The sequence below is a fragment of the Amycolatopsis xylanica genome, assembly GCF_900107045.1.
Classification (GTDB): domain Bacteria; phylum Actinomycetota; class Actinomycetes; order Mycobacteriales; family Pseudonocardiaceae; genus Amycolatopsis; species Amycolatopsis xylanica.
The window spans coordinates 31,816-57,648 of the sequence record NZ_FNON01000008.1 but is presented as its reverse complement, the minus strand read 5'-3'; the positions used below and the strand labels follow the sequence as shown (position 1 = coordinate 57,648).

Sequence of the window (25,833 nt, the reverse complement as noted above, 5' to 3'; positions counted from 1 at the left end):
GCGGGTATGAAGGTTTTCGTCACGGGCGGCACCGGCGCGATCGGCGGCCACGTCATTCCCACGCTGATCGCGGCCGGGCATGAGGTGTCCGCGCTCGCCCGCTCACCGGAGAAGGCCGCGGTGCTCACCGGGCAGGGCGCGAAGCCGGTTTCGGTGTCCATCTTCGATACGAAGGCGCTGACGAAGGCGTTCGCGGGGCACGACGCCGTCGTCAACCTGGCCTCGTCGATCCCGCCGATGACGAAGTTCCTCTACGCCAGCGCGTGGAAGGACAACGACCGCATCCGCACGCTCGGCTCGGCCGCGGTCGTCGACGCCGCGCTCGCCGCCGGCGCTGGCCGGGTGATCCAGGAATCGGTCAGCATGCTCTACCGCGACCACGGCCCGCGCTGGGTCGACGAGGACGCGCCGGTCGACGATTATCCGATGACCCAAGGAAATCTGGCCGCCGAGGCCAACGCGAAGCGGTTCACCGGGGCCGGTGGCGCCGGGATCGTGCTGCGGCTCGGCTGGTTCTACGGGCCGGGCGCCGCGCACAGCGAGCAGATCCTCGCACAGGCGCGCCGCCGCGTCGGGCTGGTGATGGGCGCGCCGGGCGGTTACGTCTCGTCGATTCACATGACCGACGCGGGCAGCGCCGTCGCCGCCGCGCTGACCGCGCCCGCCGGGATCTACAACGTCGTCGACGACGAACCCCTGACCAAACGCGAGTTCGCCGACGCGCTCGCCCGCGCGGCCGGGAAACGGTCGTGGGTACGCGGCCCCGGCCGGGTCGCGCTGGTGCTCGGCGACCGGGTCACCTCGCTGACCCGGTCGCTGCGGGTGCGCAACACCCGGTTCCGGACCGCCACCGGCTGGCGCCCCGAATACCCGAGCGCCCGCGAGGGCTGGATCGCCACCGCTAAGCAGGTTTGACCTCGGTGGCCGGGTTGCCGTCGACGGCCGCGCTCAGCTGCGGCACCAGGCGGTCCAGTACGAACGGCAGGCTCAGCACGGAGACGAACGACAGCGCGCGGCCGTAGTCGGTCGGGCTGTCGACCAGGACGTCGCGCTTCTCCTTGGCCACGCGGAGCCCGCCGTACAGCGGGTCCTTCGTGAGCTGCGCGCGACCGGGTTCGAGACCCTCGACGATCCAGACGAGCGCGTCGGCGTTGAGCAGATCGGTCCGCTCGGCGCTCAGCGTCGCGCCGAACTTGCCGCCCATCACGTCGTCGAGACCGGCGGGCGGCTTGAACCCGAGCGAAGCGAGCACGCGGGACCGCGGATCTTGGCTCCCGTAAACGAAATATCCCTCCCACATGGTCGCCATCAGCCCGGTGGCGCCGGCGAACTCGGGATGCTGGGCGCGGATCCCGGCGAACTTGGCTTCGAGGTCGTCGACCAGTTTCCGTGCCTGCGCGGGCTTGCCGACGGCGACGCCGACGTTCTTCGTCGCCTCCTGCCAGCCGACGCCGTAGTCGGGGTACGCCTTCGGCTGCGCGATGACCGGCGCCATCTTGGACAGCTTGTCGTACTGCTCCTGCGTCAGGCCCGAATATTGGGCGATGATCAGATCGGGGTGCAGCGCGGCGATCTTCTCGTAGGCCGGGACCTCGCCGCCGGGCAGCACCTGGGGGAGCGGCGCGGAGCCGAGCTTGTCCTTGGCCCACGGGCCGATCGCGCCGGGGTAGCCGCCGAACCATTCGGTGGTGGCGATCGGGACCACGCCGAGCGCGAGCAGCGCGTCCTGCTCGGTCAGCCCGACGGTCAGCACGCGGCGCGGCTCCGCCTTGACGGTGGTGCTGCCGTACTTGTGCTCGACGGTCGCCGGGAAGGCGCCCGCCTCGGCGGCACTCGCGCCGGGCGCGGCGGTGGTCTGGTTCGCTGGGGTGCCACAGGCGGCGGTGAGCAGCAAAGCGCACAGCGCCAGCGCTGTTTTTCGAGCCATCGGTACCTCCATGATCAGCAGCTTGTCAGGTTAGCCTAACCTTATGAGCGTGATCTCAGTCCGCCGGTTCGGAGCGCTGCTGGCCGCACTGGCGGTGCTCGCTCTGGTGTCCTTGCTCAGCCTGTGGATCGGGTCGAAGAGCATCCCGTTCGGCTCGACGCTCTCGGTGCTGCTGCACCACGACGGGTCGCCGGAGGCCGCGATCATCCACGACCTGCGGGTGCCGAGGACGCTGCTCGGCATCCTCGTCGGCGCCGCGCTCGGCCTGGCCGGAGCCGTGCTCCAGGCGATGACCGGCAACCCGCTCGCAGATCCGGGGCTCTTCGGCATCAACGCGGGCGCGGCCGCCGCGGTCGTCTCCGGCATCGCCTTCGCGGGCGTGGCGAGCGTCTCGGGGTACGTCTGGTTCGCCTTCGCGGGCGCGGCGCTCGCGGCGATGCTCGTCTACGGCGCGGGTTCGGCGGGCGGCGGGGTCACGCCGGACCGGATCCTGCTGGCGGGCGCGGCCGTCACCGCCGTGCTCATCGCCTACGTCTCGGCGTTGCTGATGCTCAACACGGAGACGTTCAACCAGTTCCGGTTCTGGAGCGTCGGTTCGCTGTCCGGGCGCCGGATGGACGTGGTCACCGCGCTCGCGCCGTTCATCGCGGCGGGCATCGTGCTCGCGCTGTGCCTGGCGCGGCCGTTCAACGTGCTCGCGCTCGGCGACCAGCACGGCCGTGCGCTCGGCGTGCGGGTCGGCAGGACCAAGGCGCTCGGCGTCGTGGCCGTCACCGTCCTTTGTGGAGCGGCGACGGCGGCGGCCGGGCCGATCGCGTTCGTCGGGCTGGCCGTGCCCCGTGCGGCCAGGCTGCTCGTCGGGCCCGACCAGCGCTGGGTTTTCCCGCTTTCCGCGCTGCTCGCGCCGATTCTGCTGCTGCTCGCGGACATCGTCGGCAGGGTGGTGATCGCGCCGGAGGAACTGCAGGTGGCCATCGTGACGGCGTTCCTCGGCGCGCCGGTGTTCATCGCGCTGGTGCGCCGATGATCCGCCGGGGCGCGCTCGTGCTGGCGGTGCTCGCGATCAGCGTGCTCAGCCTGGCCAGCGGCGACTATCCGCTCTCGCTCGGCGAGGTCTTCGGCGCGCTGACCGGCACCGGGGACGCGCAGTTCATCGTGACCGAGTTCCGGCTGCCGAGGCTGCTGGCCGGGCTGCTGGTCGGCGCCGCGCTCGCGGCGGGCGGCGCGATCACGCAGAGCCTGTCCGGGAACCCGCTGGGCAGCCCGGACATGATCGGGTTCACCGAGGGCGCCGCGACCGGCGCGCTGCTGCTCATCGTGCTGACCGACGCCGGGACGGCCGAGACCTCGGCGGGCGCGCTGGCGGGCGGTTTCCTGACGGCTGTGGCGATCTATCTGCTCACCTACCGGCGCGGGGTGCAGGGTGTCCGGCTGGTGCTGGTGGGGCTCGGGGTGTCGGCGATGCTCATCGCGGTCAACTCGTACCTGATCACCCGGGCCTCGCTGCGTGACGCGGCCGCGGCGCAGTCCTGGCTCGTCGGCGGGCTGAACGGGCTCGGCTGGGAACACGTCGGCCCGGTCGCGGCGGCGGTGGCCGTGCTGCTGCCGCTCGGGCTCGTGCACGGCAGGCGGATGGCGTTGATGGAGATGGGGGACGACGCCGCGACCGGTCTCGGCGTGCCCGTCGAGCGCACCCGGCTGGTGCTGCTCACGGTGAGCGTCGGCCTGACCGCCTTCGCGACCGCCATCGCCGGCCCGATCGCGTTCGTCGCGCTCGCCGCGCCCCAGCTGGCCAAGCGAGTGGTCGGCTCGCTGCGCGTCGGGGCGTCCGCGCTCGTGGGCGCGCTGCTGCTCGTGACGTGCGATTTCCTTACCCAGCGGCTGTTTCCGGCCGCGAGCCTGCCGGTCGGGATCGCGACCGGGCTCGTCGGCGGGCTCTATCTGCTGTGGCTGCTGATCGGCGCCTGGCGCCGCAAGCGGGCCTGAGCCGATCTGCATGGTGCAGAGTTCAGGCGGCCAGCTGACGTACTCGCGATGATCATCTTGCCGGTGCGGTGCCCGCTGCCGGATGTTGCGTGCGAACACTCGCGCTACCTCGCCGGAGTTGACCATGGCTCGTTGGGATTGGCAGGCCCCCACCGAAGTTCTGACCGGGATCGGGGCGCGGCGGCGCGCCGCGCGAGCGCTGGCCGGTCAGTCGAAACGGGTGCTCATCGTGTCCGGCTCCGACGCCTGCCGGGACGGGCTCGTCCAGCGCTGGTGTTCGTCCCTTGTGGACGCCGGCCTGCGGACCGTGCCCTTCCCGCTGGACCGCGCCGGGCTGCCGGAAGTGCTCCGCCTGACCGAAGCCGCCCGCTTCGCGGAGGCCGACACCCTGCTCGCGATCGGCGACGACCGGGTGATCGACGTCGTCAAGGCGGCCGCGTTCGCCGCGACCAACCCGGGCTTCCGTGGCTGCCACCGTCCACTGCGGACGGTCGCGGTGCCGACCACGGTCGGCACGGCCAGTGAGGTCAGCCCGGTCACCGTGCTGGCCGACGGCGATCGCCGCCTGGTCTTGGACAAACCCGCTTTCCGCCCGGCGCTCGCGGTGCTCGACCCCGAGTCGACGGCCACCGCTTCGACGCGTTCGGTCCTTTATGGAGCGGTCGAAGCGCTCGCCAGGCTGCTGGTGCCCGCGATGAGCGAGCCTGCGGGCTCCCGCATGGCCGACGAGATCACGGTCGCGCTGGCCCGCTGTGTCCTCGCGGACGCGGACACCGTCGCCGCCCGCCTGCCGGAGGACATGCGTGTCCCGGCCATCCACCGCCTCGCCGTCAGCAGCGCGGCCACGGTGACCAACTGGGCCTCCTACGGCCGCTGCGACGGGCAACACCGGCTCTGGCGCCTCGCCACGCCGATCGCGGCCGTGCTCGACATCCCGGCTTCGGCGGTGCTCACCACCTTGCTCGCGGACTGGGTGAGCACCAAGGACAATCCGATCGGCCCTTGGCCTGGCCGGGTTTCCGAGGTGCTCGGCATGCTGAGCGGCGGTTCGGCGGTGTTGGACCCGGGGGAGTGGGTACGCCAGCGCCTGGCGGCCTGGACATTGCCGGATCGGCTGTCCTACCTGACCGAGGGCGACCCCGGCGCCTGCGACCTGGCCGACCTGGTCTGGGCGGACGCGGCGCCCGGCTTCCCCGGCGCCTGCCGCGAAGACCTGGCCGCCTTCTTCGAAACCACGGTCACCCCGGGATAAAGCGGGCTTTACGCCACCCCGGGATAAAGCCCGCTTTATCCCGGGCCGTCGACGAGCTTCCCGAGTATGCGGTCCAGGGTCTCCAGCTCCGAGGCGGACAGGGCGAGGAGGGGCTCGGGGGGCGCGCCGACGATCTTCCTCGCGCGTTCGGCGTCCTTCAGGCCCGCGGGGGTGATGGAGACGATCTTGCGGCGGCGGTCGTCCGGGTGGACGGTCCGCTCGGCCAGGCCCCGGCGCTCGAGGTCGTCGACCACCAGCGTCGTGTACGGCCGGTCGGTGACCAGCCGCTCGGTCAGCTCCGTCAGCGTCATCGGCCCCTTGGCGATGTACCCGAGTGCCTTGATCTTGATGAAGCTCATCCCGAGCGCGGCGCAGACCTCGTGCCGCCGGTCGTGCTGCTCCAGCACCACGGTGCGCAGGCGCTGCCAGACCTGTGCCGCGTCGCTCATGCCGTCTTCACCAGCGATTCCTCCAGAAAGTCCACCGAGACGGCCGAAGCGGTCGCCCGCGCCCAGCGGCCCGTGGTGAGCACTCCGAGCGCGATCACGATGAGGCCGCACCCGAAAATGATCCACCAGCCCAGGTGACTGGCCGCCGCGAACCCCGTCTCGAACGGGCCGGAGATCTGCGCGGTGACCACCGAGCCGATGACCGCGACGCCGAGCGACGCGCCGACCTGGCGGCTGGTCGACGCGACCGCCGCCGCGACGCCCGCCTGTGACCTGGGCATTCCCGAGACGGCGGCGTTGGTGATCGGCGCGTTGAGCATGCCGAAGCCGATGCCGAACACGACGTACGCCAGCACGAGCTGCGCCACCGGCGTCTGCGCGGTCATGCCGGTCAGCAGCAGCGCGGACAGCGTCAGCCCGGCGCCCGCGACCAGCAGCGGCAGCCTCGGTCCACGGGTGCTCACGATCCAGCCGGACACCGGCGCGAACCCGGCGGTCATCGCCGCCATCGGCAGCGTCAGCAGACCCGCGTGCAGCGGGGAAAGCCCGCGCACCTCCTGCAGGTACAGCGAGTTGAGGAACAGGAACCCGGCCAGCGCGGCGAACCCGCTGATCGCCGTCAGCGTCGCGCCCGAGAACGGCGCGCTGCGGAAGAAACGCAAGTCCAGCAACGGTTCCTCGCGTCGCTGTTCGTACCAGATGAGCGTCACCAGCGAGAGCACCGCCAGCGTGAACGCGCCGATGATCAGCGGCGACGACAGGCCCTGGTTGGGGCTTTCGATGATCCCGAACGTCAGGCTCGCCAGCAGCAGGATGACCAGCAGCTGCCCGACCGGGTCGATCCGGCGGGCGCGGGCGGCGCGCGACTCGGGCACGAACAGCGCGGTCAGCACCAGCGCGACCGCGCCGACCGGCACGTTCATCCAGAAGATCGACCGCCAGCCGACCGACTCGACCAGCAGGCCGCCGACCATCGGGCCGACGGCCATGCTCAGCCCGACCACGCCGCCCCAGACGCCGATCGCGCGGGCGCGCTCCTTCGGCTCGGTGAAGGTGTTGGTGATGATGGACATCGCGACCGGGTTGAGCATCGACCCGCCGACCGCCTGCAGCATCCGGAACACGATGAGCAGCGCGGCGTTCGTCGCGATGCCGCACAGCAGCGAGCCGAGGCTGAACAGCACGAGCCCGGTTTGGAAGGTGCGCCGCCTGCCGATCCGGTCGGCCGTGGAGCCCGCGAGCATCAGCAGGCTGGCCAGCACCAGCGTGTACGCGTCGATCGTCCACTGCAGGCTGGACACCGACGCGTCCAGGTCGCGCCGGATCGACGGCAGCGCGAGGTTCACGATCGTGCTGTCCAGGCCGACGATGAACAGGCTCATGCAGCAGATCGCCAGTACGCCGAGCTTGCGGCGGTGGCTCAAGTCTCCCATATGCTTATAGTCCTACAACGTTTATAGAGATACAACTAGTTTCGCTGTAGGTCAGATCACGTAGGCCAAGTGCTGTCTCACAGGGGGACGCGTCAGGAACGGGATAAAGCGGGCTTTACTCCACTCCGGGATAAAGCCCGCTTTATCCCGGTCTTACCGGCCTCGGGTGTGCACGGCGGCGACCTCGGCGTCGGTCAGCGCCCGGTCGTACACCCGGACCTCGTCGACCGAGCCGTTGAGGAAGTCGACGGGGTTCCCGCCGTACTTGCCGCGCCCGATCACCGTGTTGCCGGTCGTCTTGTCGGTCAGGCAGGCGTCGCGCACGGCGGCGGGCTGCCCGTCGACGTACAGCTTGAGCTGCCCGTGCGCGGCGTCGCGGACGCCGACGAGGTGATACCACTGCCCGGCGACCGGGGTCACCGGCGCGAGCGCGCGCTCGCCGACGAAGCTGAACGCCAGCTTGCGGTCGGCGCCGGAGTACTGCAGGAAGAACGCGCTGTCGCGCGGCCCGTCCTGGCTCACCACGGTCTGGAACGCGCCGCCCACCTCGTTGAACTTCACCCAGGCAGACACGGTGTAGTTGCCCGAGGTGTCCAGCAGCGGGGCACCGGTGTCGGCCTGCCCGTTGCCGGTCAACGTCAGCGCCGAGTCCGCCCAGCCGCCGTTCGTCACGGTCGCGTCGTGCCCGCCGACGCTGTCGCGCGCCACCGTGCCCTGGCCTTCGTTGAACGCGTACGCGTCGATGCCGTCGATCCCGGGCTTGCCAGGCGGGAACTCGCCGGGCGGAGCCGTGTCGGCCGACCGGATCAGCGCCTCATTGGCCGCACGGACCTTCGCGAAGTCCATTTTGGACACCTGTCGGTCGTAGGTCCAGAAGCCGTTGATCTCCTTCTCGACGTCGGTCGTTTGCGTGTAGACACCCGCCGAAACCCCGCAACGCTGCTTAATAAGCGTGAGGCGCTTCTGAAGGTCGACATAGCGATCGGTCAGCACCGTGCTGTTCGGCACGATCTCGTACGCGAAGCTGCCTGCCGGGTCGAACTCGTGCCCTGGCGTCTTAAGCCCCAGCCCGCCGTACTCGCCGTCAACCGCGGCTCGCGTCTCGGACGGCATCGGCGCGCCAGGGCCGATGTACAGGTGGTTGTCGTACATGTCGCCGCGGCCGCTGTCCGGCTCGGAGTCGCAGCAGTTCACGCCGCTCTCGGCGTTGACCAGCCTGCTCGGGTCCCAGGCCTTGACCTGATCGGCGATCCGGCCGACCTCGTAGTCGCCCCAGCCCTCGTTGAACGGCACCCAGGTGACGATCGAGGTGAAGCTCTTGTGCTGGTCGATCATCCGGTGCAGCTCGGACTCGAAGTTCGCGCGCCCGGTCGGCGAGGCCTCGCGCCCGGTCATCATCGACGGCATGTCCTGCCAGACCAGCAGCCCGAGCCGGTCGGCGTGGTAGTACCAGCGGTCCGGCTCGACCTTGATGTGCTTGCGGACCATGTTGAAGCCGAGCGCCTTCTCCTGCTCCAGGTCGAAGCGCAGCGCCGCGTCGGTCGGCGCGGTGTGGATGCCGTCCGGCCAGAAACCCTGGTCCAGCGGGCCCATCTGCATGACGAACTTGCCGTTCAGCAGCATCCGGGTCTTGCCGTCGGAGGTCTTGCCGAGACTGATCGACCGCATGCCGAAGTACGAGCCGACCTGGTCACCGTTCAGCTTGACGCGCAGCGTGTAGAGGTGCGGATCGTCCGGTGTCCACAGATGTGGCTTCGGCACCGGCAGCGACAGGGGAGCGTTGGCCATGCCGCTCACCCGGCCGACCATGCGGTCACCGTCGTACGCGACCGCTTCGACGATGCCGCCGCCGGTCGCGCGGACGTTCAGTGCGAGCGCGCTCTTCGCCAGGTCGGGCGTCATGTCGAGCCGCTCGATGTGCGTCGCGGCCACCGGTTCGAGCCAGACGGTCTGCCAGATCCCGGAACTCGGCGTGTAGAAGATGCCGTCGCCGGGTTTGCGCTGCTTGCCCAGCGGCTGCTCACCCGCGTCGTTCGGGTCGGAGACGCCGACCACGATCTCCTGGTCCCCGGAGGACTTCAGCGCGTCGGTCACGTCGACCGAGAACGCGTCGTACCCGCCGGTGTGCCGGGTGACCTGCTTGCCGTTGACCCACACGGTGGTGGCCCAGTCGACCGCCTGGAACCGCAGCACCACCCGGTCACGCCACTCGCGCGGCACGGTGAACGTGCGGCGGTACCACATGTTCGTCTCGTGCCGCATGATCCCGGACAGCGCGGATTCCACCGGATACGGCACCAGGATCCGCTCGGCGAGGTTCTTCCCGATCGGCGGCGCCTCACCGGCGGTGGCCTTCGAGAACTGCCAGACCCCGTTGAGGTTCTGCCAGCGGTCGCGGGTCAGCTGCGGCCGCGGGTACTCCGGCAGCGCGTTGGACGGTGAGACCTGGTCGGACCACGGCGTTTTCAGCGCCGGCTCGATTCTCTGCCAGCTTGGCGGGTCGGCTGAGGCAACGCCCACAGTGGACAGTAAGACGGCGGCGACGGCGAGGAGCACCGGACGCGGAGAGAACATTGACGAACCTCTCTATGCGTTACGGGATTGGGCGAGCCAGCGCTGGACCACGACGACCACGAGCAGGAAGCCGCCGCTCACCACCGACTGGAAATTGCTGTCGAGAGTGCCGATCTGGTTGATCACGCTCTGGATCACGTTGCGCAGCCCGACGCCGATCACCGTGCCGAGGATCGTGCCGGCGCCGCCGGTCAGCAGGGTGCCGCCGATGACCACGACGGCGATCGCGTCGAGCTCGGTGCCGACGCCGATCACGGTGACCCCGGACTGCAGGTACGACGCGGTCAGCGCGCCCGCGAACCCGGCGAGCAGCCCGCTCATCGTGTACACCGCGATCTTGGTGCGGGCCACCGGCAAACCCATCAGGAGCGCGGACGATTCCGAGCCGCCGGTGGCGAACACCGACTGCCCGAACCGCGTCCGTCGCAAAAGGACACCACCGGCCAGGCACAGCGCCGCGGCGATGTAGACCGGATAGCCGATACCGAGGAAAGTGCCTTGTCCCAGCTGAAGGAAGAAGGCGTCACCGGGGATCTTGAACGTCGTCGACCCCTCGCTGGTGATCGCCAGCAGCAGTCCGCGCGCGAACAGCAGCGACGCCAGCGTGACGATGAACGGCGCCATCCCGGTGCGGGCCACCAGTATCCCGTTGATCAGCCCGATCAGCCCGCACACGGCCAGTGGCAGCAGCAGCGATCCGAAGAAGCCCCACTGCGACCCGTACGCCGCGAGCACCCCGCCCAGCGCGTAGACCGAGCCGACCGACAGGTCGATGCCGCCGGTGATGATCACGAACGTCATCCCGAGCGCGATGACCAGCAGGAACGAGCTTTGCAGCGCCAGGTCGCGCAGGTTGCCGAGCGAGCCGAAGCGCGGGAACGCGAGCCACGCGACGACGATGACCACGACGAGCACGACCGCCGCGCCCTGCCGTTGCAGCAGGCTCGCCCACCGTTCGCGGTTGGCCTGGACCGTCGTCGCCGTCATCGCGTGCTCCGCTCTCGTGCGACGTAGACGGCCGCGATGATGATCGCCGCCTGCACCATCTGGGTGGCCGAATCCGGCAGGTCGTGCTTGATCAGCGTGGCGCGGACGAGCTGCATGAGCACCGCGCCCATCACCGTGCCGAACACCCGCACCCGCCCGCCGGTCAGCGGGGTGCCGCCGACGACCACCGCGGTGATGGCCGAAAGTTCCATCAGCAGCCCGATGTCCGCCGGATCGCTCGCGCCGAGCCGCGCGGTCGCCAGCACCCCCGCGACCCCGGCGAGCACGCCGCAGATCGCGTAGACGCCGATGAGCACGCGCTTGACCGGCAACCCGGCCAGTGCGCTCGCGGACCGGTTTCCGCCGATCGCCACCAGCTGGCGGCCGAACGTCGTGCGCTGCACCAGCAGCCCGACGCCGACGGCCAGCACCGCCGCGACCAGCACGCTCACCGGGATGCCGAGCACATCGCCGTTACCCAGCGAGAGGAACTCCGGCGACCGGACCTCGACGAGCTTGCCTTCCGCGATCACGAGTGCCAGCCCACGCCCGCCGACCAAGAGCCCGAGTGTGGCGACGATCGGCTGAATTCCGAGCTGGGCCACCAAAAAGCCGTTGAACAAGCCCGCCGCCAACCCGACCACGAGCGCGACGAGGACGGCCAGCAGCGGCCCATAGCCGAGATAGAGCGGAATGAGCGCGGCGGACAACGCCATCACCGCGCCGACGGACAGGTCGACGCCCTCGGTGCCGATGACCAGCGCCATCCCGAGCGCGACGATGCACACCGGGGCCGCCTGCAGCAGCTGCGTGCGGAAGTTGGCCGCGGACACGAAGTTCTCGGTGAACAGCAGGTTGAACGCGAACAACCCGGCGACCGCCAGGTAGACGCCGTACTCCTGCAGCCATCTGGTCCTCGTCATGGGCGCGTCCCGGCGATCGCGGCCAGCACGTTCTTCTCGGTGACGTCCTCGCCGCTCAGCTCGCCAGCGACGGTGCCGTCGCGCAACACCACGATCCTGTCCGCGCCGTCGATGAGCTCCTCCATTTCGGACGAGATGAGCAGCACGGCGAGCCCTTCCTTGGCGAGTTCGTCGATCAGCGCCTGCACCTCGGCCTTCGCGCCGACATCGATGCCACGGCTCGGTTCGTCGAGCAGGAGCACTTTCGGCTGAGTGCAAAGCCAGCGGGCGAGCAGCACCTTCTGCTGGTTGCCGCCGGACAGCTCGGCCACCTTCTGGTCCGGGCTGGATGCCTTGATCCGCAGGCGTTTCATGAACGTGTCCACGATCCTGTCCTGTTTGGACCGGCTGACCAGCCCGAACCGGGAGAGCCGGGGGAGCGCGGCGAGCACGATGTTCTCGCGGACGGTCAGGTTGGGGATGATCCCGTCCGCCTTGCGGTCCTCGGCGAGCAGGCTGATCCCGGCGCGCATGGCCTGGGCGACCGTGCGCTTGACCGGTTTCCCGCCGAGCAGCACGGTGCCGCTGTCGAGCGGCAGCGCGCCGATGATCGCGCGCGCGGTCTCGCTGCGGCCGGAGCCGAGCAACCCGGCGAGCCCGACGACCTCGCCCGGCCTGACCGTCACCGAGACGTCGTTGATCCGGGTGCCGCTGGTCAGGTTTTCCGCGCGGAGCAACGGTTCCTTCGACGCGTGGTGGTCTTCGCCGAAACTCGTCGTGCCATGCTCACGGATGTCGCTGACCGCCCGGCCGAGCATCATCGACACCAGCTCGATCCTGGGCAGGTGGGCCAGAGGTCCACTGTGGACCAGCTTGCCGTCGCGCAAAACCGTGACCTGCTCACAGATCCGGTAAAGCTCGTCCATCCGGTGACTCACGTAGAGGATCGCGATGCCGTCGGAGTGGAGCCGCTCGATGACGGTGAACAGCGTCTCGACCTCGCGAGGCTCCAAAGAGGACGTCGGCTCGTCCATGATGACCACCCGCGCGTCGAGCGAGACCGCGCGGGCGAGCGCCACCATCTGCTGCGCGCCGACACCCAGGCTGGCGAGCGGCTTGCGGACGTCGGCCGTGATGCCATACCCCGCGAGGAGTTCGGTGGCGTCGGCGTTGAGCTTGCGCCAGTCGATCAGGCCCCGGGTGCGTGGCTCGCGGCCGAGGAACACGTTGGCCGCGATGCTCATCAACGGGATGAGGTTGACCTCTTGGTAGATCGTGGAGATCCCGGCCTGCTGCGCCTGGATCGGCTTGGCGAAGGTCACCGGCGCGCCGTGGTGCCGCAGCACCCCGCCATCCGGCTGGTAGACCCCGGTCAGCACCTTGATCAGCGTGGACTTCCCGGCGCCGTTCTCCCCGACGAGCGCGTGCACCTCACCGGGTCTCAGCGTGAACGAGACCCGGTCGAGTGCCTTCACGCCGAGGAACTCCTTGGAGACTTCGACGGCTTCCAGCACGTTCGTGCCCTCTCAGTAAGCGTTCGCGACCTTCTGCGCCGCGTTGGTCTCGTCGTACTGGTCATCCGAGATCACGACGGAGGGCCCGATGGGGTTGCCTTCCGCGAACTTTTGCAGTGTCGAGAAGGCGAGATTGCCGAAGCGCGGGTTCGATTCGATGACCGCGTTGTACGAACCGTCAACGATCAGTTGCACCGCGTTGCGGGTGCCGTCGATGGACACGATCTTGACGTCCTTGCCCGGCTTCTTGCCAGCGGCCTTGAGCGCGTTGACCGCGCCGATGCCCATCTCGTCGTTCTCGGCGTAGACCGCGGTCAGGTCGGGGTGGCTCTGGATGAGCTGCTCCATCACGGCCTGGCCCTTGGACCGGTCGAACTCACCGGTCTGTTGCGCCACAATGGACAGTCCGGTGGCGCTCGCGAGCTGGTCGGTGAAGCCCTTGGTGCGGTCAGTGGTCACGTTGTTGCCCGAGGAGCCGAGCAGGATCGCGACCTTGCCGGTCCCGCCGGTCACCCTGATCATCTCGTCGGCCGCGCGCTTGCCCTGCGCGACGAAGTCCGAGCCGATGAAGGTCAGGTAGTCCGTGCACGGCGCCTGCGTGACCTTGCGGTCGATCGTGACGACCGGGACCTTCTTCGCCTTCGCGGCGTCGAGCGCCGGCTGCAGGCCATCGGAGTTCAGCGGGGCCACGATCAGGGCCTGCGCGCCCTGGTCGAGCATCGACTTGATGTCGGCGATCTGCTTGTTCAGGTCGCTCTGCGCGTTCGTGACCAGCAGGTTCGACGCCGGGATGCCGAGCTTGCCCGCCTCGTCCTTGATCGACTGCGTCTCGGCGATCCGGAACGGGTTGGCCTCCTTCTCCGACTGGGAGAAGCCGATCTTCGTGGTCTTCAGGTCGAGCTTGGGGTAGCCGGTCTGGGCGAGCGTGCAGCCGGGGCCGGAGGACTGCTGCGGCGCGGCCGAGGCGGCGGGCCCGGGACCGGACGGCGCCGAGTTCTGCGACTCGGTCTTGGCGCAGCTTGCGAGCAGTGCGAGTGAGACGGCCGCGACCGCGGCGCGCTTGGCGGGGACGTGCATGGGTGCTGCTCCTTCATGCCGGGGAGACGTCGGCGGACGTGCGGGGCGGCGGTGACCCGCGTCACTCCGGATGGCTTCCTCCAGTTTTTACATCGTTGGCACAACGTTGTAAAGCGGCAAAGGTTGTAGCTAGGATCGGCGAGCGAGACCGGAAGGGGAGGCCCATGGCACCGACGCTCAAGGACGTCGCCACGTTGGCGGGGGTATCGGTGAAGACGGTTTCGAACGTCGTCAACGGCTACGACTTCGTCAAGCCGGAGAACCGGCGCCGCGTCGAAGAAGCGCTGGCGGCGACCGGATATCGGCCCAACATGGGCGCCAGGAACCTGCGCCGCGGCCGCACCGGGTTCATCGCGCTGGTGGTGCCGGAACTGAGCATTCCGTACTTCGGCGAGCTCGCCGGCCTGGTCATCACGGCCGCGCACGACCGCGACTGGAGTGTGCTCATCGAGCAGACCCAGGGCACCCGTGAGCGCGAGCGCGCCACGCTGGCGTCACTCGGCCCGCACATGATCGACGGCGCGATCATCGGCCCGGAGGCACTCGAGGTCGACGATTTCACCGAATTGGCGCCGAAAGTCCCGTTGGTCATGCTCGGCGAGCACGCGCTCGACGTGCCGATCGACCGCGTCGCCATCGACAACGTCCTCGCCGCCCGCACCGCCGTCACGCACCTGGCCGCGATGGGCCGCCGCCGCATCGCCGCCATCGGCGCGAACCCGCACCGTGGCACGGCCGCACTGCGGCTGACCGGCTACCGCGAAGCACTGGTCGCCGCCGGGCTGCCGTCGATTCCCGAGTACGTCTCGCCCGCGCTGAACTACCACCGCGCGGACGGCGCGAACGCCATGGCGCACCTGCTCAGCCTGCCCGAACCGCCGGACGCGGTCTTCTGCTTCAACGACATGCTCGCCATCGGCGCGCTCCGCACGGCGGCCGAACGCGGCTTCCGCGTGCCCGACGACATCGCGATCGCGGGCTTCGACAACACCGAGGAGAGCGCGTATTCGCTCCCGTCGCTGACCACGATCGCGCCGGACAAGGCCGCCATCGCCCGCGCGGCCGTCGACCTCATCCACCGGCGTGCGGAGTCAGGGGAGTTCGAGCCGACCGAGGTGCAGACGCCGTTCGCGCTGGAGGTCAGGGAGAGCACCAGCGGGCTCGTCTAGCATCGGGTTGTGAACCACCCGTACCTGCTCGTCGACACCGATGTGGTCGAGGCACGCGCCCGCGAGTTCGTCTCGCTGTTCCCCGGCGCGCATGTCCGCTACGCGGTCAAAGCGAACCCGGAACCCGCTGTGCTCGACGCGGTGCTGTCCGTGGGCGCCGGGTTCGACGTCGCGGGGCGGGCGGAGATCGAGCTGTGCCTCGCGCGCGGCGCCGATCCCGCGACGCTGGCCTACGGGAACACGATCAAGAAGCGCGACGACATCGCTTTCGCCTACGCACACGGGGTTCGAGAGTTCACTTCGGACGCTTTGAGCGACATCGAGAACCTGGCCGAGTACGCGCCGGGGTCGCTCGTGTCGATCCGGCTGCTCCTGGACGCTCCCGACTCCGTGACCCCGTTCGGCCGCAAGTTCGGCTGCGAGCCCGAGGCCGCGCTGGACTTGGCGCGCCGGGCTGTCGCTTTAGGACTTCGTGTCGGCCTGGCCTTCCACGTCGGCTCACAGCAGCCGGATCCGCGGGCGTGGGAGATCGGGATCGCCACCGCGGCCAAGCTCGCAGCCGAGGGGCTCTTTTTGGAGCGGGTCAACATCGGCGGCGGCTTCCCGGTGTCCTATCGGGACTCCGTGCCTCCGCTGGCGGAGTACGCCTCAGCGATCGCTTCGGCTCTGGCGGCGTACTTCCCGGACGGTCACCCGCCGTTGCTGCTGGAGCCCGGCCGGGTGCTGGTCGCGGACGCGGGGGTGATCCGGACCGAGGTGGTCCTCGTCAAACCCGGCTCGCCGCGCTGGGTCTATCTGGACATCGGCCGCTACAACGGCCTCGCCGAGACCGAGAACGAAGCCATCGCCTACCGCCTGCTGACCGAGCGCGACGGCCCGTCCGGCCCGGTGATCCTCGCGGGCCCGACCTGCGACGGCGACGACGTGCTGTACCAGCGGACGCCTTATGAGCTGCCACTTTCCTTGCGCGCGGGCGATCTCGTCGAGATCCCCGGCGCCGGCGCGTACACGGCGAGTTACGCGTCGGTCGCGTTCAACGGCATCGAGCCCCTCGCCGTCCGGTGCGTCGGAAGGTTCGCCCATGCGTGACGTCGGCCGGTTCACGGGCCGCCACGTGCTCGCCGAACTCCACGGCATTTCCCCGGCACTGCTCGACGACTCGGAGTTCCTGCGTTCGACGCTGGAGACGACGGTGACCGAGGCGGGCGCCACCGTCCGCGAGGTGATGGCCCACCGCTTCGCGCCGCAGGGCGTGACGGTGCTCGCGCTGCTGGCCGAGTCCCACGCCTCGGTCCACACGTACCCCGAGATCGGCGCGGTCTTCGTCGACGTCTTCACCTGTGGTGACCGCGCCGACCCCGAACACGCGGTCCGCCTGCTGGCGAAGGCGCTCAACGCGACTTCGGTCGAACTGTCCACTGTGCTGCGAGGAGAACACTGATGCGCCGGATAGCCGAGCCCATGGGCACCGGCCTGACCAGGCTCTGGGAGGTGGACGAGGTCCTCTTCGAGGCACGGACGCCGTTCCAGGAAGTCCTCATCGGACAGACCGCCCAAGGCGTGACCTTGTTCTGTGACAACGAACGCCAAAGCACGGAAGCCAGCCAGCTCGTCTACCACGAGGCCTTGATGGTCCCGTCGATGCTGCTCGCGTCCCAGCTCGACCGGGTGCTCATCATCGGCTCGAGCGAAGGCGTGGTCTGCGAGATGGCCGTCGAAGCGGGCGCCGCGCACGTCGACCACGTCGACATCGACACCGAGGCAGTGCGGGCTTGCGCTTCCTTCTTGCCTTACGGCTACACGACTTCCGCCTTGGAGCGTGCCGAGCGCGGCGAAGGCCCGATCCACGTCCACTACGAGGACGGCTTCAAGTTCCTGGCGAACAGCGGCTTGTACGACCTGATCGTCATCGACCTCCCCGACGAGAACACGGACCCCGAAGCCCAGCACAATCGCTTGTACGGCACGGAGTTCCTGCGCGAATGCGCCTCGCACCTCACCGACGGCGGCGTGCTGAGCTGCCAGGCCGGGTGCCCGACCTTGTGGCGCAACGAGACGCTGCTCGCGTCGTGGCGCCGGTTCTCCGAGGTGTTCGGCACGGTCCTCTACTACGGCTCGGACGAACACGAATGGGCCTTCCTCTCCGGCCGCCGTGACCAGGTAGAAGTGTCGGTGGCCGACCGCCTGCCCGTACTCCCGTATCGTCCGTCCACACTGGACGCGTTGGCTCTGCGCGGTGGAACGGTTCCGCCGCGTTCTCTCCGAATGGTGCACCCGTGAGGCTTCCCGTACTGCTCATCATCCTGGCTCTGCTGTTCGGCCTCCCGTGGTGGACGCTCGTGCTCGCCCCGGGCGTGCTGGTGCTGCCGGGCACGATCGTGTTCGTGGCCGCCCTGCTGCTGTTCCCGCTGATGATGTACCTCGGCCACAGCCGCCGCGCCCTCGACTGGGCGGCCCGCGTCGGTGACACCATGCTGGGCGTGATCTGGGTGCTCTTCGCGTGGAGCGCGCTCGGCCAGCTGCTGCACATCTTCTTCGACAGCTCCACAGTGGCCTTGGTCGTGCTGGCGATCTCGGTCATCCTGGTGCTGTGGGGCAACTTCGAGGCCATGCGCGTTCCACGCGTCAAGCACGTCGACGTGCCCATCTCCCGGCTCGGCGCGGGGCTCGACGGCACCAGGGTCGTCCTCATCTCGGACACCCACCTCGGCCCGCTGAACAGGGCCCGCTGGATGGCCAAGGTCGTCGCGGTGGTCAACGACCTCAAGCCCGACATCGCCATCCACGCGGGCGACATCGCCGACGGCTCGGTCGGCCGCCGCACGCCCCAGGCGGCTCCGCTGGCCGACGTGCGGGCTCGCCTGTCCAAAGTGTACGCAACCGGTAACCATGAGTACTTCGGCGAAGCCCAGTCCTGGCTCGACCACATGGAAACCCTGGGCTGGGAACCACTCCACAACCGCCACGTGATCGTGGAACGCGACGGCGCCCAGCTGGTGATCGCCGGTGTCGACGACCGGACCGCGGCCGCCTCCCGCCTGCCGGGCCACGGCGCGGACCTCCCGCGTGCCCTGTCCGGCGCCGACCCGTCGTTGCCGGTGCTGCTCGTCGCGCACCAGCCCAAGCAGATCTCCGACGCCGTGGCGGCCGGGGTCGACCTGCAGGTCTCCGGCCACACCCACGGCGGCCAGATCTGGCCGTTCCACTACCTGGTCCGGATCGACCAGCCGACCGTCCACGGCCTGACCCGCCACAGCGACCGCACTCAGCTCTACACGACCCGCGGCACCGGCTTCTGGGGCCCGCCCTTGCGGGTCTTCGCCCCCAGCGAGATCACCGTCCTGACCCTGAAGAGGTCGTGAGTGTTTAGGCCGGTTAGAACCGGCCATACCACTCACGACCCCAGGTGTCGCTCTCGCGCGGCCGGGCTGTGAGCGAGGGGTTCCCCTGCTGCATCTGACGCAGCAGGGGAACCCCTCGCTCAGTAGCGGCAAAGCCTGCGCGAGTGGTACCTCTGCTCCGTTAGACGCAGCAATGTCACCACTCGCGCCACCGCGCGCGGGCTCCGCTATGCCCGGTCGCTCGACTCGGGTCGCGCGGAGCGCACAGACGCCACTCTTGTAACACTGAGCGGAACATAAGCCCCGTTCGTTCCTCCGGGTCGGGCCCGTTGGGGCGCTCGGACTCGGGTTTCACCTGCCCCCGACGCTGACTTCGGCAGGTCGGCTGAGGCGGAAATGCGTTCAACGCCGCAAACCCTCCTCAGTCAGGCTGCTTGTCCATCGCGTGGGGGTCGTGAGTGTTGCGGCCGGTTAGAACCGGCCATACCACTCACGAGCCCTAGGATGGGGTGCGTGAAGATCTTCGCCGGGGTGCTCGCCGGGCTCGCGTTGGCGGTGGTGTGGGTGCGCCGCCGGGTGCTGGTGGTCACTGTGGACGGTGTCAGCATGCGGCCCACGTTCGCCGACGGGGACCGGGTGCTCGTGCGCAAGGGCAGGCCGGTGCGGCGCGGTGACGTGGTCGTGCTCGAGCCGCCGCTCGACCCGAGCGGGGCGTACCTTCCGTCGGGGCCAGGCGCGGATGGCCGGTACTGGAACCTCAAGCGGGCCGTGGCGCTGGCGGGCGACCCCGTTCCGCCGGGTATCGCGGGGTCGGACGGGCACGAGGCCGTGCCGGCGGGGATGCTCGTGGTGCTCGGCGACAACCCCGACAGTGTCGACTCGCGGCAGCGGGGGTTCTATCCGGCCGATCAGGTGCTTGGCGTGGTCAGCCGCCGTATAAACCGGCACTAGGGCGGTTTGTACGATTCATATACGGGCCATTCCTAATGTCCGGGCATCACGTTTCGGTGATGGGAATGGAGAAAAACCCGATGAACTCTGTACTGGGCCGTATCGGCGACCGCGTGCTCGAGCGTCTGGTCCCCAAGACGACCGCGAAGGCGGACACCAGCTTCTGGAGCCGCTGCTACTGCGGCACCGTGGATGGCACCACCTACCGGTACGAGCGGTACTGCCACGTCGTCGGTGGCCACAGCTCCTGTGGGCCCTGCGAGATCCGCGGCATCGGCTGCTGAATCCGGGCGGGAAAGCGCGGGAGGTTCTCATGTCGTATGCCGAATTGTTCTTCCGCGCTTTCCTGCTCGGCGTCTTCCTTTTCGCCGTACTCGGAAAGGCGCGGGGACGGGCGGCTTTCGAGGAGTTCGTTCTTTCTCTACAGGGGCTGCGGTTGACGCCCCGTAAATGGTCGGCGCACCTGGCGGCGCTGGTGGTGGCCGCCGAGGCCGCCGTGGTGGTGCTGCTGGCCGTGCCCGGCACCGTCGTGGCGGGCTTCGGGCTCGCCGCGGTGCTGCTGATCGGGATGACCGGCGCGATCGTGGTCGCGATCGGCAAAGGCCGTCAAGCGCCCTGCCGGTGCTTCGGCGCCTCGGTCACTCCGCTGGGCACCGGCCATGTGGTGCGGAACCTGATCCTGCTCGCCGCGAGCGCGGGCGGGCTCGCCTTCGCGGGCTCCACCGGCGCGACGGAGCCGGGCGGGGTGGTGCTCGCGCTGGCCGCGGCCGCGGTCGGGGTCCTGCTCGTGGTGCGTGCCGACGACCTGATGGCGTTGTTCGCCGTCACCCAAGATTCGAAGTGAGGCTGGAGATGACTTTCCTGGTGGCGGCCGTCGTGTTCGTCGGCGCGTTGTGCCTGTTCGAGCTGCTGCTCACCTTCGCCGTGCTGCGGCGCCTGCGCGAGCAGGGCGAGGAACTGGCGGCCCTCAAGGCGAAGCACGGGCACCGGTACGACCCCGCGGTGCTGACAGGCAAGGAAATCCCGGTGACCGGCCACGACCTGGTCGGCTTCTTCGACTCCGGCTGCCCGACCTGCCATGAGGAAGCGCCGCATTTCGCCGAACTGGCCGTGCACCACACCGCGCTCGCCGTCATCAGCGGCGCGCCGAAGGACGTCACCGACCTCATCGAGCTGCTTTCGCCGGTGGCGTCGCTCGTGCTCGGTGACGAGGCCTCGGAACTCGTGACCGCCGTGGACATCCAGGCGTTCCCGACCTTCCTGCGGGTCAGCGGCTCCCGGATCGACCAGGCGCAGACCTCCGTGGCGGCGCTCGCCGAACCGGTGCCGTCGGCGTGACCAAGACGCGGGAACTCGCCAGCCAAGCGGCCGTGGTCTGGCGGCTGTGCTGGCGGGCCGGACGGTCACTCGCACTGGGCCAGCTGGCGCTCGCGGTGCTCGGCGGGCTGCTGCCGACCGCGACGGCCTGGCTGACGAAGTTCGTCGTCGACGATCTCGTCGCCGCCCGTCCGGAACGCGCGCTGCTCGACGCGGGCGGGCTGCTGCTGACCGGTGTCGCAGCTGGGGTATTGCCCCCGCTTTCCGCTTACCTGCAAGCGGAACTGTCCCGGCGGATGGACCGCGCGATGCAGGACGAGCTCTACAACCGGATCAATGGTTTCCAAGGGCTGGCGCGCTTCGAAAGCCCGGGATTCCTGAACGACCTGAACATGGCCGTCCAGGCTTCCGGTGGCGCGATGCGGCCGGTCACCACCGGTCTGTTCGACGCCGGGCGCACCATCATCACGCTGGTCAGCCTGCTGGCGACGCTGTCGTTGCTGAGCCCCGTGATGGCCGCGCTCGTGACAGCGGCCGCCGTGCCCGCGCTGTTCGCCAGCCTGGCGCTCACGAAAGGCCGGGTAGGCACCATGGCCCGGCTGTCACCGTCGACGCGGCGCCGGGTCTTCTACTCGTCGCTGATCACCGATGTCCGTGGTGCCAAGGAAACCCGCTTGTTCGGGCTCGGCGGATTCCTCACCGGACGGATGCTCACCGAGCTCGACACCATTCAGGACGGTGAGCGCGGACTCGACCGCCGCGACGCGCGCACCCGGTCGCAGCTGGCTCTGCTGTCCGCGGTCGTCGCGGGTGCCGGGCTGGTCTGGGCGGTGTACTCGGCCGCGAGCGGGCGGCTCAGCGTCGGTGACGTCACCGCGTTCGTCGCCGCGGTCGCCGGCGCGCAGGGCGCGCTCGTCGGATTGGTCGGCAGTGTGGCGATGGCGCACCAGGCCCTGCTTTTGTTCGCCTATCACACGAAAATGACGTCCTTGCCCGACGATCTCCCATCGGACGGAGACGCCGTCCTCCCTCCATTGAGGACCGGCATCGAGCTGCGGGACGTGTGGTTCCGTTACGACGAAAGCAAGCCATGGGTGCTGCGCGGCGTCGACCTCACGCTGGCGCACGGCGAGTCGCTGGCGCTCGTCGGCCTCAACGGCGCGGGCAAGAGCACGCTCATCAAGCTGCTCTGCCGGTTCTACGATCCCTGCCGTGGCGCGATCCTGTGGGACGGCGTCGACATCCGCGACGTGCCGCCGGAGGAGCTGCGCCGCCGGATGGGCGTGCTCTTCCAGGACTACATGTCCTACGACCTGACCGTCGCCGAGAACATCGGCGTCGGCGACCTTGAAGCGCTCGGGGACCGGCAAAAGATCGAGGCCGCCGCGAGCCGGGCCGACATCGACATGGCCATCGAGTCGTTGCCCCGCGGCTACGACACCATGCTGAGCCGGATCTTCGCCGATGAGGACGACGACCAGGGCGTCTCGCTCTCCGGCGGCCAGTGGCAGCGCCTGGCGCTGGCCAGAACGCTGCTGCGCGACGAAAGCGATCTGCTCATCCTCGACGAGCCGAGCGCCGGGCTCGACGCGCAGGCCGAACACGAGATCCACGCGCGGCTGCGCACGCACCGCGCCGGCCGGACCAGCCTGCTCGTCTCGCACCGGCTGGGCGCGGTCCGTGAGGCGGACCGGATCGTCGTGCTCGGCGGCGGCCGGATCATCGAACGTGGTTCGCACGACGAGCTGATCGGCCTGGATGGCGAGTACGCCAGGCTGTTCGCCATCCAGGCCGACGGCTACCGCACGGTGTAGGAGTACGGGAACGCCTTCAGCTCGTCGCCGGTGGTGGCGAAGTCGCTGAAGTCGTCCACGTAGAGCACCCCGGACACCTTGGTGCCCGACGCGGCGCCGGGGTTCAGCGTCACCGTGATGGTGCCGCTCTGCCCCGGCTGGAGCACCAGCGGCGTGAACGCGGGCGGGTTCGGCTCGCTCGCGCCGAGCCACGCGTTGCCGGTCGACGTGGTCACCGTCTTGTCGAACAGCCGCGTGGTCGCCACCATCTTGAAGTCGGCGGTGCGGTCGCCCGAGCCGACGGTGTTCGCGGCCAGCAGCCACGGCCCTGGCGCGACCGCGGGGGAAGACACGGCCGCGTTCGCGACGTAGTCGGGGCCGGAACGTCGCAGCAGCTCGGGGCCGCCGAGGAAGCCGATCAGGCTGACGTCGACCGGCGCGTTCGCGGCCGCCGTCCCGGTGAGCTTGGTCGTCGCCGGGGGAACCAGGTAGATCAGCGGCCGTCCGATCGGCAGCGGAACGCCTTTTTCCGGGCCGTTCGCGAGCAGCCGCACGTTCCCGGTGGCCGTCGAGCGCGCGTCCGCGAAGTACGACAGCGGCGCGTTGCCGGTGTTGCGTACCTCGACCCGGGCCGTCACCGGCGTCCCGGCGGGCAGCACCGCGCCCGACGGCAGGCCGATCGCCCGCACGTCGACCGTGTCGAACTTCAGCTCACCGGTGAACTTCTGCTCGGTGGTGGTGCCCGCGACCGGGTTGGACACCGCGACGATGAACGTCCACCGGCCCGGCGCCGGATCCCGCCGGAACTCCTGCAGTGTGGCGCCGAACGTCGCGGGGTTCCCGTTCCCGTCGAGGGTCCGCACGTTGTTCTGCTGGCTCAGTATCTGCCCGTCGGGACTCACCAGGTAGCCGAAGATCATCTGGTTCGGGTCGCCGGCGAGCTTGAGGTTGATGCCGAAGTCACGACGGCCCGCCGGCACGTCGAACTGGTAGAAGCTGTTCTGCGCGGCGATGAAGTCACGGCCGTTGCCGCCGGTCAGCACCCCGCTGAAGGTGGTCTTGACCAGGCTGCGCAACACCATCGGCACCACGGAACGCCCGACCCGCACGGCGGCCACGACGTCGCCCGGCGCGTCCGGGGTCCGCGCGAGCACGTGGAAGGTCTGGCTCTGGCCGGGCGCCACCGTCGCCGAGGCGGGGGAGACGGTGCCCAGCGGAGCCGAGGCGGAAGCACGGACGCCGTACGCGATCGAACCTCGGTAGCCGCCCGCCGCCTTGCTGTCGAACAGTGCCGTCCAGGTGCCCGCGATCGGCGCGTGCACTTCGACGTGGCCGAAGCCGGAGTCGCCCTGCGAGCCGTAGACCGCGGTCAACGAGCCCTGGGGATCGAGCAGCCGCAGGTTCACCGAATTCCCGCCGCTCGGTGAGAAGGCCAGCGAGAAGTCCAAGTGTTCGGCACCCGGCGCGACGGTGAACTTCTTCGTCACGAAGCCGAACGTCGTGCCGGAGCCGCTTGTCCACTGTGGACTTGTGGTGGCGTCCAGCTCGACCGAGCCGCGCGTGTCGGCGAGCACCTTGGTGAACGCACTGGTACGCGGTGAAACCGTCTGCGGGCGGGTGCCCGTGTTGGTGACCGTCAGCGCGAAGTCCTTCGCGGACCCCGGCGCGGCCGTCGCCGACAGCTGGGTTTGCTCGACCCGCAGGGTGTCACCCTGCGACTTCGCCGCGAGAACGGCTTCGCCCGCGTTGAGCAGACCGGCGCCTTGCTGTTCGGCGCGATCGCCGAGGTCCGTCGCGGTGCTCGTCAGCAGCCGCTTGATCAGCGCCGGCTTGGGCTTCTCCCCGTAGTGCGCCGACGCGTACGCCTCGATCACCAGCGCGGCCGCGCCGGCGACCAGCGGCGCGGACTGGCTCGTCCCGCCGAAGTTGAAGATCGGCGACGGCGCGCCCCGGAAGTTCCTGCAGCCGGTGAAGCGTGCCGGGTCGGGCGTGCACACCGACCAGCCCTGGTCGCCGGGCGCGACCAGGTCGAGCGTCCTCGCGCCCTCGGTGACCCCGCCCGAGCTGATCGACGCGATGTTGCCGCTGGTGAACCCGGTCAGGCCCGGCATGCCGCGCTGGGTCTGCGCGTTCACCCGGAACGCGGTCGACGCGCCGACGCTGATCACCGCGGGGTCGCCCGCCGGGTTGCCGATGGTGTTGTTGAACCCCGCGTCGCCGCTGGCGGCGACCACGGTCACTCCCGCGGCCACCGCGGCCTGGTTGGCCAGCGACATCGGGTCGGTGTGCCGGTCGGGATAGGGGTTGCCGCCCAGCGATTCGTTGATCACGTCGACCTTCGCGACCTTCACCGCGTATTCGATGGCCTGGACGATGGTCGAGGTGGGGGCGCCGTCGTCGCCCGAGGTCTTGAGCCCGACCAGTGAAGCGCCCGGTGCGACACCGCGGATCTTGATGGTGCAGCCCTGGGGCAGGGGGGAAGCCGGATTCACGTATTCGCTCAGGTCGTACGCCTGCCGTCCCTGTGCGGCGATGGCGCTCGCGTCGCCGAAGGCCTCGCGTGCGCTGTTCGGTGTGTCGGGTCCTTCACCGCTGAAGTCCTTGTAGTCGGCGAAGACCGCGGAACCGTCGGCACGCTGGAAGTCGGGATTCCGGATGTCGACACTGTCGGCGAGGAAGGCGACCTTCACGCCCTGTCCGGTGGCTTGAGGCTGTTCGGCGTTGGTCAGCCGCAAGGCTTCCGGCTCCAGCAAGGGTTTCGCCGGATCCGCCGGGCAAGTGCCGCTGAGCGGTGCTTTCACCGTCGCCGACGCGCCGGTCGGCTCGGCCTCGGGCACCGGCTTGGGGCGCTTGACGATCAGGTCGGGCACGACGGCTTTGACACGCGGGTCCGCCGCCAGTTTCGCTTGATCGGCCGAGGTCAGCTTCGCGGCGAATCCATTGAGGACACTGAAACGGTGTACTGCCTTCGCGTTGATCCGGTCCAGCAAAGGGACTTGGGCCGTCAACGGCTGTTGATCGGCCATGAGCACGATGACCGGTTCCGGCGTTCCGTCGTCGGCCAGCGCGGGTGTGGGGGAGACAGCGGTCAGGGCCAGCACGGAACCGACACACAGGTGCCTGAAGCGCATCTTCGGACCTCTCACAGTAGGGACTCGATG

The 25,833-nt window shown here is 69.5% G+C and carries 23 protein-coding genes; 14 read left to right on the top strand and 9 right to left on the bottom strand.

What is annotated here, in order from left to right; translation table 11 throughout:
• The first annotated feature begins 6 nt into the window (after positions 1 to 6).
• Positions 7 to 915 (top strand): NAD-dependent epimerase/dehydratase family protein, encoded by a 909-nt coding sequence (locus tag BLV57_RS31885; RefSeq protein ID WP_091295265.1) that lies wholly within the window; start codon positions 7 to 9, stop codon positions 913 to 915.
• On the opposite strand, the gene BLV57_RS31880 is transcribed toward BLV57_RS31885, so the two are convergent.
• Positions 902 to 1,927, bottom strand: a complete 1,026-nt coding sequence (locus tag BLV57_RS31880; protein WP_245757602.1) for an iron-siderophore ABC transporter substrate-binding protein — start codon at positions 1,925 to 1,927, stop codon at positions 902 to 904. The genes BLV57_RS31885 and BLV57_RS31880 overlap by 14 nt on opposite strands.
• A gap of 43 nt (positions 1,928 to 1,970) precedes the next feature.
• On the opposite strand from BLV57_RS31880, the gene BLV57_RS31875 reads away from it, so the two are divergent.
• The 3 genes from BLV57_RS31875 to BLV57_RS31865 all read left to right on the top strand — a co-directional run bounded on the left by BLV57_RS31875 (position 1,971) and on the right by BLV57_RS31865 (position 5,165).
• Positions 1,971 to 2,954, top strand: a complete 984-nt coding sequence (locus tag BLV57_RS31875) for a FecCD family ABC transporter permease (protein WP_091295260.1) — start codon at positions 1,971 to 1,973, stop codon at positions 2,952 to 2,954.
• A complete protein-coding gene (locus BLV57_RS31870) occupies positions 2,951 to 3,913 on the top strand; it encodes a FecCD family ABC transporter permease (protein WP_091295258.1) in 963 nt (320 codons plus the stop codon). The genes BLV57_RS31875 and BLV57_RS31870 overlap by 4 nt, the downstream gene beginning before the upstream one ends.
• Positions 3,914 to 4,037: 124 nt before the next feature.
• Entirely contained in the window at positions 4,038 to 5,165 is a 1,128-nt protein-coding gene (locus BLV57_RS31865) for an iron-containing alcohol dehydrogenase (RefSeq protein ID WP_176968896.1), read from the top strand.
• Between the two features lie 35 nt (positions 5,166 to 5,200).
• On the opposite strand, the gene BLV57_RS31860 is transcribed toward BLV57_RS31865, so the two are convergent.
• From BLV57_RS31860 to BLV57_RS31830, 7 genes are all read right to left on the bottom strand, one after another.
• Positions 5,201 to 5,614: a MarR family winged helix-turn-helix transcriptional regulator gene (locus tag BLV57_RS31860; RefSeq protein ID WP_091295254.1), complete on the bottom strand. Its 414-nt coding sequence runs from the start codon at positions 5,612 to 5,614 to the stop codon at positions 5,201 to 5,203.
• Positions 5,611 to 7,047 carry an MFS transporter gene (locus tag BLV57_RS31855; RefSeq protein WP_091295251.1) on the bottom strand — a complete coding sequence of 479 codons (1,437 nt, stop codon included), beginning with the start codon at positions 7,045 to 7,047 and terminating at the stop codon, positions 5,611 to 5,613. The genes BLV57_RS31860 and BLV57_RS31855 overlap by 4 nt, the downstream gene beginning before the upstream one ends.
• A 153-nt stretch (positions 7,048 to 7,200) precedes the next feature.
• Positions 7,201 to 9,621, bottom strand: coding sequence for a LamG-like jellyroll fold domain-containing protein (locus tag BLV57_RS31850; RefSeq protein WP_091295249.1), 2,421 nt, complete (start codon positions 9,619 to 9,621; stop codon positions 7,201 to 7,203).
• A 12-nt stretch (positions 9,622 to 9,633) separates the two neighbouring features.
• The gene (locus BLV57_RS31845) at positions 9,634 to 10,608 is read right to left on the bottom strand and encodes an ABC transporter permease (protein WP_091295246.1); all 975 of its coding nucleotides are present in this window, start codon (positions 10,606 to 10,608) and stop codon (positions 9,634 to 9,636) included.
• Positions 10,605 to 11,531, bottom strand: coding sequence for an ABC transporter permease (locus BLV57_RS31840; protein ID WP_091295243.1), 927 nt, complete (start codon positions 11,529 to 11,531; stop codon positions 10,605 to 10,607). Before BLV57_RS31840 ends, BLV57_RS31845 begins: the two co-directional genes overlap by 4 nt.
• On the bottom strand, positions 11,528 to 13,024 hold the full coding sequence (locus BLV57_RS31835) for a sugar ABC transporter ATP-binding protein (RefSeq protein ID WP_091295241.1): 1,497 nt from the start codon (positions 13,022 to 13,024) through the stop codon (positions 11,528 to 11,530). The genes BLV57_RS31840 and BLV57_RS31835 overlap by 4 nt, the downstream gene beginning before the upstream one ends.
• Positions 13,025 to 13,036: 12 nt before the next feature.
• Positions 13,037 to 14,101: an ABC transporter substrate-binding protein gene (locus BLV57_RS31830; protein WP_091295238.1), complete on the bottom strand. Its 1,065-nt coding sequence runs from the start codon at positions 14,099 to 14,101 to the stop codon at positions 13,037 to 13,039.
• A 164-nt stretch (positions 14,102 to 14,265) separates the two neighbouring features.
• Here BLV57_RS31830 and BLV57_RS31825 point away from each other — a divergent pair, with 164 nt between their 5' ends.
• From BLV57_RS31825 to BLV57_RS31780, 10 genes are all read left to right on the top strand, one after another.
• Positions 14,266 to 15,270 carry a LacI family DNA-binding transcriptional regulator gene (locus BLV57_RS31825; RefSeq protein WP_091295236.1) on the top strand — a complete coding sequence of 335 codons (1,005 nt, stop codon included), beginning with the start codon at positions 14,266 to 14,268 and terminating at the stop codon, positions 15,268 to 15,270.
• Between the two features lie 9 nt (positions 15,271 to 15,279).
• Entirely contained in the window at positions 15,280 to 16,359 is a 1,080-nt protein-coding gene (locus BLV57_RS31820; protein ID WP_091295234.1) for a type III PLP-dependent enzyme, read from the top strand.
• Positions 16,352 to 16,711 (top strand): adenosylmethionine decarboxylase, encoded by a 360-nt coding sequence (gene speD, locus BLV57_RS31815; protein ID WP_091295231.1) that lies wholly within the window; start codon positions 16,352 to 16,354, stop codon positions 16,709 to 16,711. The genes BLV57_RS31820 and speD overlap by 8 nt, the downstream gene beginning before the upstream one ends.
• Entirely contained in the window at positions 16,711 to 17,550 is an 840-nt protein-coding gene (locus BLV57_RS31810) for a spermidine synthase (protein WP_091295229.1), read from the top strand. The genes speD and BLV57_RS31810 overlap by 1 nt, the downstream gene beginning before the upstream one ends.
• Positions 17,547 to 18,632, top strand: coding sequence for a metallophosphoesterase (locus BLV57_RS31805; protein WP_091295226.1), 1,086 nt, complete (start codon positions 17,547 to 17,549; stop codon positions 18,630 to 18,632). Before BLV57_RS31810 ends, BLV57_RS31805 begins: the two co-directional genes overlap by 4 nt.
• A 492-nt stretch (positions 18,633 to 19,124) precedes the next feature.
• On the top strand, positions 19,125 to 19,562 hold the full coding sequence (locus BLV57_RS31800) for a S26 family signal peptidase (RefSeq protein ID WP_218134919.1): 438 nt from the start codon (positions 19,125 to 19,127) through the stop codon (positions 19,560 to 19,562).
• Between the two features lie 80 nt (positions 19,563 to 19,642).
• A complete protein-coding gene (locus BLV57_RS31795; RefSeq protein WP_091296003.1) occupies positions 19,643 to 19,846 on the top strand; it encodes a hypothetical protein in 204 nt (67 codons plus the stop codon).
• Positions 19,847 to 19,875: 29 nt separating this feature from the next.
• The gene (locus BLV57_RS31790) at positions 19,876 to 20,406 is read left to right on the top strand and encodes a MauE/DoxX family redox-associated membrane protein (RefSeq protein WP_091295220.1); all 531 of its coding nucleotides are present in this window, start codon (positions 19,876 to 19,878) and stop codon (positions 20,404 to 20,406) included.
• Positions 20,407 to 20,414: 8 nt separating this feature from the next.
• Entirely contained in the window at positions 20,415 to 20,900 is a 486-nt protein-coding gene (locus BLV57_RS31785; protein WP_091295218.1) for a TlpA family protein disulfide reductase, read from the top strand.
• Positions 20,897 to 22,693: an ABC transporter ATP-binding protein gene (locus BLV57_RS31780; protein WP_091295216.1), complete on the top strand. Its 1,797-nt coding sequence runs from the start codon at positions 20,897 to 20,899 to the stop codon at positions 22,691 to 22,693. Before BLV57_RS31785 ends, BLV57_RS31780 begins: the two co-directional genes overlap by 4 nt.
• Here BLV57_RS31780 and BLV57_RS31775 read toward each other — a convergent pair.
• Entirely contained in the window at positions 22,678 to 25,803 is a 3,126-nt protein-coding gene (locus BLV57_RS31775) for a S8 family serine peptidase (protein ID WP_091295213.1), read from the bottom strand. The genes BLV57_RS31780 and BLV57_RS31775 overlap by 16 nt on opposite strands.
• Positions 25,804 to 25,833 lie beyond the last annotated feature (30 nt).